This window comes from Hymenobacter sp. YC55, from assembly GCF_029433095.1.
GTDB lineage: Bacteria > Bacteroidota > Bacteroidia > Cytophagales > Hymenobacteraceae > Hymenobacter.
The window spans coordinates 83,125-97,068 of the sequence record NZ_JARNTX010000006.1; the positions used below are offsets into that span (position 1 = coordinate 83,125).

Consider the following 13,944-nt stretch of genomic DNA (forward strand, 5'->3'; position numbering starts at 1 on the left):
CGGCTGCCGGCTTCCGATCCGTTTTGCTGCTACCCTACAAGTTCCTTCGCTCCTCTTCGCCACGGTGCTGCCGCACCATCGGCTACCGCACGGCGAGCCGTTGCCTACCAAGTCAGCCTACTGCAGTAGGCAACCCTTCCCGCATCAAGTCACCTAGAGCTGGTGCCCGAGCAGCACCCGACCAACCTGCTCCGCCAATCGACACAGCTTATGAGGCCACTCTATCAGTTGCCTGCACATGCGCGCATGATCGTCTTTCTTACGAGCTTTGGCCCCTATCGAGGCACACGGCTCAATTGGGTTCTTATCAGAAAGACAATACACGCGCAGTACTCGCAGCTAGGTTTCTAGTTTACTGGCGCGCCGTTTTTGTCTAGCATCGTGACCTTGCCGTTGGCGAACTTCTTCACTTCTTCATACTGCGTGGCTTTGTCGCCCACTACCACGTACACCAGCTCTTTTTCCTGCATATACTTGCCGATAGTAGCTTGAAAATCCGCTACTCCCATTTGCATCAGCTGTTGCTGGTCGTCTTCCAAAAACTTTGGCGCCTTGTTGAACTTGCTGATGCGGCGCAGGATGCCCAGCTTAGCCCCCTGGCTTTCGTAGACCAAGGTATTGCCTTTCAAGATTTTGCTTTTAGCAATTTCCACGTCGGCCGGGCTGAAAGTGGGTCCGTAATCGGTCAGCAGCTGGCGAATGAGCTGCAAGGAGGCGCCGGTAGCATTGGCGCGCACACTGGTTGAGACCACAAAGGGAGCCATTTCCTTAAGCTCCAGCACCGAGGAACTAGCGCCGTAGGTGTAGCCTTTCTGGATGCGCAGCAGCTGGGTCAGGCGCCCGCTGGCCCCGCTGCCCAGCACGGCGTTGGCGAACGTGGCTTTGCTCAGGTCGGGGTCGGCGCCGGTTAGGGCCAGCTTGCCGATGTAGAGCACCGACTGCTTGGCATCGGGCACATCAATGAAGTACACGTTGCCACCTAGGGTTTGGGCAGGTATGGCCTGCTTGGGCATAGCTACTTGTTTGGCGGCCCAACTCGATTCCAGGGGCTTAAGCGCCGCGGCCACCGTGTTTTGATCGATGGCGCCCACCACATGCACGGCCGCCCCGGAAGGCGAAATATTAGCGTTGTAATAGGATTTTAAATCATCTAAGGTGATGCCAGCCGTGGTTTCTAGCGTGCCGATGCTCGGGTAGCCTAGGATATGGTTGGGGCCGTACAATAATTTGAGAAAGTTCAGGTTAGCCACCGCCGCTGCATTTGCTTCTTGGCCTTTCAGGTTGGTGGCCAGTGAGCTTTTCAGGCGCGCAAACTCGGCCGCATCCCACCGGGGCTGCAGCAGCATTTCCTGCACCAGCGCCAAGGTTGGCGCGAAATTGCGGGCCAAACAGCGCGCCTGTACCCGAATTTCCTCGTTGGTACTGTTGACCGAAATGGTGGCCCCCAGCAAGTCAATAGCCTCTTCCAGCTGGGTCGGGGTTTTCTGGGCCGTGCCCTGCATGAGCATCTGAGCCACCAAAGAAGCAGTACCAGCTTTGGTGAGCGGGTCCAGGTAATGGCCGCCGGGAATAGTTACGTCGAACGAGACAAGCGGAATTTCGCGGTTGTCGATGCCGTATACCTTCAGACCGTTAGCCAGTGAAGCATTCCAGATGGCAGGTACTTTAAACAGCGGCGTCTCGAGGAAAGGCGGCTCGGAACGGTCGTATTTGGTCACGGTCTTCTCGAATACGGCCTCTTTGCCCTGCCCCACGTCCTCGTTTTGCACCCCCGAAACTACTTTTTCCTGGTACACCGAAGCCAGCTGCGCCCCCTGCACCACCAGGCTTTGCTGGCCCTTGGGCACCACGCTGGTCATCACGTAGGGCTTGCCTTTCAGATATTGGTTGTACACGCGCATCACGTCGGCACGGGTTACAGCCTGGGCTAGTTTCGCGGCTTTGGTGATATGGGCCGGGTCACCGGCAAACTCGTTGTCGCGGCCCATCTGCAGGGCTTTGCTTAGCACCGATTCTACGCCGGAGTACAAGTCGGTTTCGATTTTGGCGCGGATACGGGCTAGTTCGGTATCGGAAAAGCCCTGGGTTTCAAACCGCTTCAGGCCCTCTTGGATGGCGCTGTGCACCTGCTGCAAACTCGTGTTGGGGTTGGCTCGCACTTGCAAAATGAACTCGCCGGCCAGCTCACTGCTATATTGATAGGCTCCCACGTTGGGTGCCAGCTTTTGCTCTTCCACAATCACCTTGTAGAGCGGCGAGTTGCGGTTGCCGGCCAGCAACTGGCTTAGCACTTCCAGCGCGTAGGTGTCGCGGTGGTACTCCTGAATGCTGGGAAACACCATTTGCAGCTGTGGCAGGCGAGCAAAGTTGTCTTCTAGGTACAACGACTTCGTCTGGGTCAGAGCGGCCGGCCGGGGCGCAAGGGGCTTAACGGCTGGGCCCTTCTTAATCTCCCCAAACCAGCGCTGCACCTTGGCTTTGGTTTCGGCAATGTTGATGTCGCCGGCAATTACCAGCGTGGCATTGTTGGGGCCGTAGTACTGATGGTAAAATTCCTGCACATCGGCCAGGGTAGCGGCCTGCAAATCGGGCAGCGAGCCAATCACGGTCCAGTTGTAGGGGTGGTCAGCGGGGTACAGGTTTTTGCGCAGCACTTCGTTGGTGAAGCCGTAAGCCACGTTGTCGTAGTTCTGGCGCTTCTCATTTTTCACTACCTGTATCTCGCGGGCTAGGGCTTCGGCCGTCACGGTCTTGATCATGTAGCCGAGGCGGTCCGAGTCGATCCACATGATTTTGTCGAAGGCATCCTTGGGTACCACTTCGTAGTACTGCGTGCCGTCGTTCCAGGTGCTGCCGTTGCGCTGTCCGCCCCATTCTTCAATGAGCTTGCGGTTGGCACCCACCGGAGCATTCTCCGAGTCGTTGAACGACATGTGCTCGAAGAAGTGAGCGAAGCCCGTTTTGCCAGGCTTTTCGCGGTTGGAACCCACGTGCATGACAGTAGCAAAGGCGACAATCGGGTCTGAGTGGTCTTCGTGCAACACCACCTCTAGGCCATTTTCCAGCACAAACTTCTCGTAAGGCAAGGCAAAAGAGCTGGCCTTGGTCGCGGCAGGCTTCTTAGTGGTTTGGGCGTGGGCCGAGGTGGCCAATGAGGCAGCGGCTAGCAGAAGGGCCGCAAGAGTATTCGTGTTGTGACGCATCGTCCCGAGCATGTGGCGGATAAGAATAGTAATAGTAGTTCTTAATTAGATAGTAAGTAAGAAGAATGTGGCAAAACAATGCTCAGGCAGTTCGGGGTGCTGCTCGTTTTGAGAGGCGCCTAGCCTATACCTAATCCAGCGCGAATCAGCGCACAGCTAGGTACATGGTACGGGGTACGGCGGCTTACCTCGTCCTTTTAGCTAAATCAAAGGGCATTCTGGCTAAACCTGCCGGGCAAGTGGGGTCGACCTTTGTAGGGTCTACAAAACGATAATAGCTCTTTATGAAAGCGGTAAGAATTCATGCCTTTGGCGGCCCTGAGGTTTTGCAACTAGAAGAAGTAGCGCGTCCGGTACCGGCGGCAGATGAAGTACTGATTAGGGTGTATGCCAGCGGCGTAAATCCTGCCGACTGGGTAGCCCGGCAAGGCGGCAACGACGTTCTGCGACCCTACCTAAAGCTACCAATGATCTTAGGCTGGGACGTGTCTGGCACAGTAGAGGAAGTAGGCAGCGAGGTAACTGCCTTTCAAAAAGGGAATGCTGTGTACGGGCAGCCTGGTTTTCCCGGCGACGGAAGCTACTCCGAATATTGCGTAGGCAAAGCCAATCGATTTGCCCGTAAACCTAAGAATATCAGTTTCAACGAAGCTGCTGGGGTGTCGCTGGCCGGCCTCACAGCCTGGACGGCCCTCTTCGAGCACGGAAAGCTACAACCCGGGCAACGCATTCTAATTCAAGGAGCCTCGGGTGGAGTAGGCAGCTTCGCGGTACAGTTTGCCAAAGCCAAAGGAGCCTATGTGATTGGCACTGCTTCGGCCAGTAACATAGACTATGTGAAGCAGCTGGGGGCCGACGAAGTGCTCGATTATCGAAACCAGAAGGTGGTGGAGCTGGTACGCGACGTGGACGTGGTGTTAGAAACCTCGCCGGTGCGCGATAATGCGGCGCGCTTGAAAGCGGTGGCCGTGCTGAAGGAAGGCGGCACCTTGGTTAGCGTTAACGTAGATTTTCCGTTCAACGACGAAGTGCTGGCCGCCCTAACCAGCAAACAGGCTCATGGCGTGCTATCAGTTAATCAACCTAAGCAGGAATGGCTAACCGAAATCACTCAGCTCATCGAGCAAGGCCAAGTAAAGGTGTTTATTAGCAAGGTGTATCCGTTGAAACAAGTAGCGCAGGCTCACCGCGAAAGTGAAACTTGGCACGTACGGGGCAAGCTGATACTAGAAATAAGAAAAGACGGCGAGCCGCTATGAGGCATTTCAAGACGATAAGCGAGTTTCATGCGTTTCGGAAGTTGCCAAAGCCGCATCATCCGCTACTGAGCGTACTCGATGTTAGCACCGTTCCGCAACTCGACGACGAAGAGCCGAGCAAGTTGCTCCTGGATTTTTACGCTATTTCCGTGAAAAGAATGCGGAACGTCCAGAGCAGCTACGGGCAGCATACGTTTGACTTCAACGAAGGCATCCTGTCGTTTATGGCGCCCAAGCAGGTGTTTAGTATGGCGGTTGCAAACAAAGAAGAAGTTGTAGAAAAATCGGGATGGGTGCTCTACATCCATCCCGATTTTATCTGGAATACACCACTGGCCAAAACTATAAAGCAATACGATTTTTGGGATTATTCTCTGCACGAAGCCTTATTCCTATCAGCCAAGGAAGAGGCAATCATCCTTAACATCATTCTGGCTATCGAGCAGGAATACAGTTCTAACCTTGACCGGTTTAGCAAGCCAATCATTGTCTCGCAGGTGGAAAGCTTACTGAATTATGCGGACCGCTTTTATCACCGGCAGTTCCTTACCCGGGAAAAAGGTAACCACCAGGTACTGGAACAAGTAGAAGCCTTGCTGCGCGAGTACTTCAACAGCCCTGATTTAATTGAAAGAGGCTTGCCCACGGTTCGCTACGTGGCCGACTGCCTGCACCTGTCGCCCAAGTATTTAAGCAACCTCCTGCGCGTAGTGACCGGGCAAAACACCCAGCAGCATATTCATGCCCGGCTGATAGCCAAAGCCAAGGAAAAACTATCGACTACCACCCTGACCGTCAGCGAAATTGCCTACGAGCTAGGATTCGAGCATTTGCAGTCGTTCAGCAAGTTGTTTAAGACGAAGACCAACTTGTCGCCACTGGAATTCAGGGCCTCGTTTAATTGACAAGCAACTGACCTCTGGTTTGCAGCTCGACTCAGCTTCCCTGAAATGAAACAAGGAAGTGGATGCCCGAAGAGCTCTTGTTGTAGCAGTCGGGAAATAAAGCGCTCTACCTGCTGTCTTGATTTGCACAACCAATTAATTGGGACGCTGTCGATTGCTTCTTTAATATAATTTATTCATTATAAGGTAATATTCTTTCGCTAACCTTGCATTGAGCCAGTAAGTTAACCCGCTGCTTTCCGCCGCCTGGCTACTTCTACCCTTATCGCTTGTCGCCTATGAAAGCAATCTTTACGTTCCTGGGATGCTTGTTGGTCACCTTCCTAAGTGAGGCGCAGACGTTTACGCGCACCGAACTGCCTACGGGCTTAACCACGCCCTGGGAAATGACCTACGGGCCCGACAACTTCCTGTGGCTAACCGAAGCCGGCGGCCGCGTTTCCCGGGTCAACCCGACGACCGGCGAGAAAGCCGTGGTCTACACCGCGCCGGATTATTTTAGCGGTTCCCCGCTAGAGCAGTCTCCCTACTGCTTCCAACCCAACGTGGGCACGGGCACCCTGGGGTTGGCCCTGCATCCCGACTTTACGAGCAGCTCCAGCGCCTACATCTACTACGTGTACTCCTACAACAGTGGCACGGGGCAGGCGCCGAAGACGCAATTTAAAATTGTGCGCCTAACCTGGGATGCCAGCAGCCAACGGGTGGTGGCCAACCTGGATTTGGTACGGAACCTGCCCACGGGCTACGACCATTTAGGGGGCCGGCTACTAGCCATCAAGCAGAACGGGATTCCGTACCTGTACTTCACCACCGGAGACAACGGCATCTCCGACGCCAATAGCCCGGACTGCTACGTACCGCAAACCACCAATCCCAATAACCTGGCCCAGGACCCGGCCGCCAAAAACGGGAAAGTGCACCGCTTCAACATCGACGGCACCGTACCGAGCGACAATCCTATTCCCGGCAACTCCTTTTTCACCCGCGGGCATCGCAATCCGCAAGGGTTGGTGTACAATCCCGTCCGGAACGTAGTGTACGACATCGAGCACGGCGACCGGACGGATGACGAAATCAACGTGCTGGTTAAAGGCATGAACTACGGCTGGAAAAACGTGCGGGGCTACCACGGGGACGACAACTACCCGGGCGAAGCGGCTTACATTCAGGCGTATGTACCCCACCCTTTGATTGCCAACGATCAGCTGAAGCCGGCTATGTACGCCTGGTGCGCCGTGCCGCAGCCCACCAACCCCAACTCAGCGGATTGGTGCTCGGTCGCCCCTTCGGACGGCCTCTACTATGGCAGCAGCGCTATTGCGCCCTGGACCAACAGCCTCCTGGTAGTGACCTTGAAATCAGGCACGAATACGTTGCCGCAGCTCTACCAGTTCAAGCTAAACCCGGATGGGGTTACCTTAGCCCCCTCCACGCCGGAGGCCCCGAACCCTAGAACGTTTTTCAGCGCCGACCAAGCCCGCAATGGTCGGCTCCGGGACATTGCTGTTTCCCCGGATGGCCAGAAAATCTATTTGATCAACAATAACTTCGGGGGCACGGACGCCGACAAGATTGTGGTCTACTCGTACGTGCCGCCGACAACTCCCAACCAGCCGCCGGTAGCCAATGCTGGCCCCGACCAAAGCCTGACCTTGCCCACGAGCAGCACGCGCCTGATCGGCTCGGGTAGCGACCCCGACGGCTCGATTGCCAGCTACTCCTGGACGCAAGTCAGCGGCCCCAACCCGGCTAGCTTTTCCAGTTCCAGTGAAGCGCAGCCTACCGTCAGTGGGCTTGTGGCCGGCACCTACGTTTTCAGCTTGGTGGTGACCGACAACCTTGGCCTGCGCAGCGCTGCCAGCCAGACCACGCTCACCGTCAGCCCCGCCCCCTCTTCCCCGGGCACGGCGCTCTATCGCATCCATGCCGGCGGCGAGCAGGTGACCACTTCGCTCGGCACCTTCGCCGCTGACCAGTACAACGCCGGCGGCACCACCTTTGCCACCGACCAACCCATTGCCGGTACCACGGAGGACGCCCTCTACCAAACCGAGCGCTACGGTCAGCAATTTGGCTACGCTTTCCCCGTCAGCCGGGGCCAGCAGTACCAGGTGGTGCTTCACTTTGCCGAGGTCTACGCCACGCAGGTCGGCCAGCGCGTGTTCGACGTAGCCCTGGAAGGCAATACCGTGCTCGACAACTACGACCTCTACCGCAAAGCCGGGGCCTACACCGCCACCACCGAGCGCTTTACGGTAACCGCAGCCGACGACGTACTCAATCTCGACTTCAGCTCGCTGGCCAGCGCCGGCGGAGTAGACAACGCCAAAATTTCGGCTATTGAGGTGTATGGCCCGAGCACAACCCCCCCGACGCCAACGGCGGTGTTGCGCCTGAAGGCCGGCGGCGGGCCACTTAGCACGAGTGTGGGCACGTTTGCCGCCGATCAGTACGCGACGGGTGGGTCCGTCTTCGCGACCGACCAAGCCATTGCGGGCACCCAAGACGACGCCTTGTATCAAACCGAGCGCTACGGCAGCTTCACCTACAACCTGCCCGTGCCCAACGGCACCTATTCCGTCAAGCTCCATTTTGCCGAGCTCTACTGGGACGCCGCGGGGCAGCGGGTCTTCAACGTGGCCGCCGAAGGCACGACCGTGCTCCAGGGCTATGACATTGTGAAAAAGGCGGGCCCGTTGACGGCCACCACCGAAACCTTCCCCGTCACCGTCACCGACGGGCAACTCACCCTGGCCTTTGCCCCCGGCGCCGCCGGGGTAGACCAGCCCAAGGTGTCGGCCATTGAAGTGCTGGAAGCGGCCCCGACGGCCGTGCTGCGCCTCAAGGCCGGGGGGGATGCGCTGAGCACCTCGTTTGGCCGTTTTGCTGGCGACCAATTCTTCGCTGGTGGCAGCGACTTCGCCACCGATCAGCCGATTGCCGGTACGCAGGATGATGCCTTGTACCAGAGTGAGCGCTACGGCAGCTTCCTCTACAGCCTGCCCGTGCCCAATGGCACGTATACCGTCAAGCTCCACTTCGCCGAGCTGTATTGGGACGCCCCGGGCCAGCGCGTGTTCAACGTAGCGGCCGAGGGCACCCCTGTGCTCCAAGCCTATGATATCACCAAAAAAGTAGGCCCGCTGACGGCGACCACCGAGTCCTTTTCAGTCACGGTGACCGATGGCGTGCTCTCGCTGGCCTTTGCCCCCGGCGCCGGCGGGGTGGATCAGCCCAAGGTGTCGGCCATCGAAGTGCTCAGCGCCGGACCCGCGCTACAGGCCGCGGCGCGCCCGGCCACTAGCCCGCTGGCCGCCGTTGCCGCGGCCAAGGTGCCCGTCTACAGCGCTCAGGTGAAGCTTTATCCCAACCCGTCCTTTGATGGGCGGGTCACCGTCGAGCTGCCGGCTGCCTTCGGGGGCGAGGTCAGCTACTCGCTGGTCTCCTCGCTGGGCACGACCCTGAGCCAGGGCCAGCGCACGGTTTCGGCCGCGGGGCAGTTGTTGACCTTCGACTTCTCGCAGCAGCTACCAGCCCAAGGGCTCTACTACCTGCATCTGCGGGGGAAGAAAGGCCAAGCTCACCTTAAGCTGTTGCGCAACTAGCGCTGGCCTTCCGCGCCGAGGTGCCTGGTTTGCGCGCCAATAGCAAGCAAAGCCGCCATTCTGGTGAGCCACCGATTTAAGCTAGCTGTTGGCCAAGGGCTAATAGTAGTATGCTGAGCGTCGGGCACTGTAACGGGCGCCTAGGTAAAGCGAATTGTCACTACGGAGCCTACCTAATTAGTTCATGGCTGAATTATCGGCTTCTCGCAAATGAGGTTTGCTATTACAGTCAGGATTGGAAAGCGCTCGAAAGACTAGTTATTTGGCTTTACCGCTTTGTAATTATCTAGTAGATTCCAATCAATCAACAAACTGCGGGGGTCGACACCAACTTTAGCGGGTCGGGCAGCTACCGTCAACACGATGGTTTGCCGGCCGGAATGGATGAGGTGCTTTTTCAGGTAAAGCGGCTTGCCTACTTCCGCTTTACCTCCGGCGGGGGCAAAGACGCCGATTTCCACCCACTCCCGCATCGGCAGCTTGGTTTCGGCGCCGACGCTGTCCACTATTGATTTGCGGGCCTGCACGTGAAGCGTTACCTGCCAAGTGCCGTCTTTTAGGGGTTTGGTGGTGGCGGTTTCCGTTGCCATTTCCCAAAAGGTGTTGGTCGCAAATAAGTCGTGCAGCAGCGGCTGGAGCGAGTCTGGCGTTGCTGTCTGTAGCTCCTGGTAGAGGTCCAGCGACGTGGGCCGGGGAATGGTTCCGGGGCGGTGGTTTGCCAGCAACTTCCGAAGCGCCCCGTTTACCCGGTCCCGGCCGATACATTGGCTAAGCGCATACAGCGCCAAGGGCCCTTTGCGATACATCTGGTACCAATCGTCGGCCTGCAGCAGCGGCAAGGCGGCGCGGGTGCGCGGGGTTTCGTTTTCTTCCCGCAAGAAACTCAGGAGCCGCCCGAGGTGCTCAGCCCCGTACTTATCCTCCAGCACGCCCATAGCCGAGTACCACGCCAAGCTTTCGGTAATCAGGCCGGCTCCTGCCACATAGGCTTGTTTGAGCTGGTTGCCCCACCATTGGTGCGCTACCTCATGCGCCACCACGGCCGTCACCAGGTCGAAGCCCTGTGGATCTGCCTTCGGGTTCAGGAGGAAAAAGCCTTCCTCTGCCGTAATATCGATGGGTGCGGCGTGGTGGCCGAAGTCGTAGCCGGCATGGGCCACAAAGCGCAGCTGCCGGTGTGGGTAGGGACCAAATTGCTTGGTGTAATAGTCCAGCGATGCCTGCGCGCTCCGGACCATTCGCGCGGGGTTCTCCGTCATTCCCGGTGGATAGAAAACCTGGATGGCCACTTCCTGCGCCGGGCTTGCTGCCGGGTTGCGCCATTTCCCTTCCTGCACCGCGTAGCGGGCCGAGAAAAAGGTATATTCATTGCGGATGGGCGCATCTGTGGCATAATGAAAGTAGCGGCGGCCACCTTTACTCCAGGTTCGGCGCAAGGTGCCCGGCGCTACCACCGTCTGGTTGGCATCCGTCCCCACAATGGCCTCTAAGTTGATTTGCTCGGGAAACGGAGCGTACCGGCGGGCCGCCACGTCGTAGAGTGAGGCAGTGGCGGGCCGAGGTGCCAGACCGTACGCTTTTCGGGCGCCGGCCTCATCCAGCTCCCGGTACGGCTGGTACCCAATGACGGGCAGCCACTCCATGTTCCGGAAGCTGCTGCCCTTTTCAACCATCTGCACCTCGGCGCCGCTGTTGGAAAAGCCCCGCGCCTGGTGCGTTACCTGAAAACTCAGGCGCAGTGAATCGCCAGGGGGCAGAGGCTTCGTCAGGGTATAGATGCGGTAGCCAAGCTCCTTGTCTACAAGCACTTCCTTCGCTGGATGATTGAAGTGAATGGCGGTTGTTTCCACGCCGGCTCCCGTTGCCAGATGAACCGTATCAATGGGAACCCGGCTGTTGTTCATCAGCCGATAAGTGCCCCGTATTGCCACCGTCCGCTGCTTGGTGTACAGTTCTACCTGCAGGCTGACACCAGTCAGCAGGGGCTGCGGTACGTTCTGGTACTGGCGGTAGCGCTGCTCGTAGGCCGCCCGTTGCGCCGTGGCGGCGGAAGTACTAGTGTAGTCGTGCAGCACGTTGGTGTTGTAGAAAATAAAGCCGCCAGCCGCTAACACACCGCCAGCCGCCAATACCGCCACTCGTGCCACAGAACCCGTGAAGCGCCGACGGGCCAGTCGGAACCGAGCGGCTACGCCTCCTTCCCGGCCGCGCACCCAGAAAAGCACGGCCACCACCGCGAGCAAAAGCGCCCACGCCGCCCAGTAGCCTTTAAACCACAGCCAGGGCGCCAGCGTCGGCCCAAAGCCGACCATGTCGGTGTACGTCCAGGGCGGGCTGGCGGCAAAGACAAGCAGCTTGTGCTCTACCCCCAGGGTAGGTGCAAAAACAATACCTCCATAAACTAGCAGCGCCACTAGATGCCCCACAAACTTTTGATTCACCAGCACGTGCACGACGAGGGCCAGTAGGGCAAAAAGCAGGCAGTCCACCAGTTGCAGCCCGAAAAGGGTTTGCAGGTACAGCCCGATTTCTGGAGTGGCACCTCCTATGGCCACCTGCGCCACCACGCCGGCCGTCATCAGCAAGGCCAGCCACGCCACCAGCACCAGGCCTAGCGCCAGAAAGTGACTCAGCAGCAGCACCCATTCAGGCACCGGAGCTGCGTTAACAAGGTCCCCTAGGCCAGCTTCCCGTTCCCGCCACACCAGTTCCCCGGCGTAGAAAATGGTGAGCAGCACGATGATGATCCAGAAACGCTCCGGTTGCGCCAGGGAAGCAGTCAAATAATCCACGACAAAGTCGGTGCGGGGCAGCAAGGGCGTACCGCGGCCCTTCAGGTTGCCTTGCACCGTCAGCCCAACTACCAGGGCCAGGACAGCCAGCAAGGGCAGCCCAGCCCGGCTTTTGGCCAGCTGCAGAAAGGCATGCCAGGTGAGTAGGCGCAATTGGTGCAGCTGCGTGACCCAGCCATGTACCCCCTGGGTTGGCGGCAGCGATTCTCCGTTTTTCCAGTGCAGCTTCTCCCGGAACGGCGCCGTCGGCGTTGGGTGGTTTCCCGCTTTCTGCTTGGAACTTGTTTCGGGTAATGCCAGCTGAAACCGGAAATAGGTGACCGTAAGCAGGCCCAGCGAAATGCCGAACCACAGCAGGCGGTTGGCGAGAAATGAGCCCTCAAGCAGCAAAAAACGCGTATTCTTCTCCCGCGGGGTCCAGTCGTTGGACAGATGACTCAGCACCGGGCCAAAACTCATCGGGTCAGCCAGATTTCCCCATTCTCCCCCTTTTTCCAGCAGCGGCCATATCGTGTAGGCCGCCGCAAACAATGTCGCTCCGACCAGATAACTAGCCAAGACCCGGCGGCTGAGCGCCGCCGCTGAAAACTGCATGGCTGTCGCGAAAAAGGCGTTGGGCAGCGCGATGAAGCAAAAGGTAGTCAGGTAGGGGGCCACCCGGAACGGATCCAGAATCTCGGCTTCTACCCCGGCAAAGTGCATGGCTAGCAGCATACCCGCCGGGATGGCGAGTAACTGGAGCGCACTCAAAGCAAAGGCGGCCAGGTACCGCCCACCCAGGTAGGCGGCTTTGCTAGCGGGGGCCACGTAGGTGAGCAAATGCATACGGGTCTGCACATCGCGGGCCGCTGCCTCGCCCGCCACGGAAGCACCTAGTACCAGCCAAAACACGCAACTGATAACCGTGACGGCAGCCATGACGATAGGCGCATTCAGTGAAATGTACCCGTCCCGCGCATCAGGAGCATAGTTGGCAACAACAACCAGAAACGTGATGAGCAAAATAACTCCGAAGTAGAGCCAGGTAGTGACCCGGCGCAGCTGGTAGCTGAATTCCAGCGCGAAAATCCGTTGGAACTTCATTGCCCTACCATTTCCGTTTGCTGCTTGATGGCCGGACCGAAGCAGCCCGCCATGGCGCTGAAATAGACATCCTCCAGATCTGGCTCCGCGGGTTCAAAACTGTTGCCGGGCCTTTCTGGGCTGTACACGTGCACTAGGGTGCGGCCGCCCAGCAGCTTGGCCGAAACAACCTGTTGCTCCTGCTCCAGCGCGTGCAGGCTAGGTTTATCGATCAGCCGGCGCCAGATGCGGCCTCTTAGCGCAGCCACCGCTTCCAGCGGCTCGGACTCCAGCAGAATCTGACCCTGGTTGATGATGGCCATATTGGTGCACAGCTCCGCGACGTCCGCCACAATGTGCGTGGAGAGAATCACGATGCTGTTTTCGCCCAACTCGCTGAGCAGGTTCAGGAAGCGTACCCGCTCGGTTGGGTCCAGGCCAGCTGTGGGCTCGTCCACGATCAGCAGGCGGGGGTTGCCCAGCAGGGCTACGGCCACCCCGAAGCGCTGCCGCATGCCGCCGGAGTAGCCGCCGAGCTTCTGCTTGCGCTTGTCCCAGAGGTTGGTTTGCCGGAGCAGCGCTTCGGTGGTTGCTCGGCGCAGCGCCCGGTTGGTAATGCCTTTCAGCACCGCGAAGTAATCGAGCAACTCTTCCGCGCTGGCTTTGGGGTACACGCCGAACTCCTGGGGTAGGTAGCCGAGCGTCTGGCGCACTGCTTCCTTCTGATGTACCACGTCGATATCGCCCAGCAGGATGTGCCCCTCGTCGGGCTCCTGCAGCGTGGCCAGCGTGCGCATGAGGGTGGATTTGCCCGCACCGTTGGGGCCCAGGAGCCCATACATGCCCGGCGGAATGCTCAGCGACACATTGTGCAAGGCCTGCACGCCATTCGCATACCGTTTGGAGACATTGCGGATGGTCAGGCTCAGCGGGTGCTTTTCCATTTTAGTGCGGTTGCTTCGGTTTAACTTTTACCAAGAAGGAAGCAGCACACCATGACCGGTACCTGCTTTCTCTATTTCAGTTCGAAGCAATTGGTGCCAGTAGGAAAAGCAAAAACCGATATGCTAGTGCGGGGAAGCAATCGACCAAGGGCGGCTTTGCTTCCGCCAACG

At 58.3% G+C, this 13,944-nt stretch carries 6 protein-coding genes; 3 read left to right on the plus strand and 3 right to left on the minus strand.

Annotation, left to right across the window (positions count from 1 at the left end; translation table 11 throughout):
• Nucleotides 1-347: 347 nt before the first annotated feature.
• On the minus strand, nucleotides 348-3,203 hold the full coding sequence (locus tag P1X16_RS26260) for a pitrilysin family protein (protein ID WP_277235350.1): 2,856 nt from the start codon (nucleotides 3,201-3,203) through the stop codon (nucleotides 348-350).
• A gap of 284 nt (nucleotides 3,204-3,487) precedes the next feature.
• Between P1X16_RS26260 and P1X16_RS26265 the strand changes: the two genes are divergently transcribed.
• The 3 genes from P1X16_RS26265 to P1X16_RS26275 all read left to right on the plus strand — a co-directional run bounded on the left by P1X16_RS26265 (nucleotide 3,488) and on the right by P1X16_RS26275 (nucleotide 8,975).
• Nucleotides 3,488-4,462 (plus strand): NADP-dependent oxidoreductase, encoded by a 975-nt coding sequence (locus tag P1X16_RS26265; RefSeq protein WP_277235353.1) that lies wholly within the window; start codon nucleotides 3,488-3,490, stop codon nucleotides 4,460-4,462.
• Nucleotides 4,459-5,367 carry a helix-turn-helix transcriptional regulator gene (locus tag P1X16_RS26270; protein ID WP_277235355.1) on the plus strand — a complete coding sequence of 303 codons (909 nt, stop codon included), beginning with the start codon at nucleotides 4,459-4,461 and terminating at the stop codon, nucleotides 5,365-5,367. The genes P1X16_RS26265 and P1X16_RS26270 overlap by 4 nt, the downstream gene beginning before the upstream one ends.
• Before the next feature lie 278 nt (nucleotides 5,368-5,645).
• A complete protein-coding gene (locus P1X16_RS26275; RefSeq protein ID WP_277235357.1) occupies nucleotides 5,646-8,975 on the plus strand; it encodes a malectin domain-containing carbohydrate-binding protein in 3,330 nt (1,109 codons plus the stop codon).
• A gap of 254 nt (nucleotides 8,976-9,229) precedes the next feature.
• Here the strand turns inward: P1X16_RS26275 and P1X16_RS26280 are convergent, their stop codons facing one another.
• Nucleotides 9,230-12,850 (minus strand): M1 family aminopeptidase, encoded by a 3,621-nt coding sequence (locus P1X16_RS26280; RefSeq protein WP_277235359.1) that lies wholly within the window; start codon nucleotides 12,848-12,850, stop codon nucleotides 9,230-9,232.
• The gene (locus P1X16_RS26285) at nucleotides 12,847-13,773 is read right to left on the minus strand and encodes an ABC transporter ATP-binding protein (RefSeq protein WP_277235361.1); all 927 of its coding nucleotides are present in this window, start codon (nucleotides 13,771-13,773) and stop codon (nucleotides 12,847-12,849) included. Before P1X16_RS26285 ends, P1X16_RS26280 begins: the two co-directional genes overlap by 4 nt.
• Nucleotides 13,774-13,944: the final 171 nt, after the last annotated feature.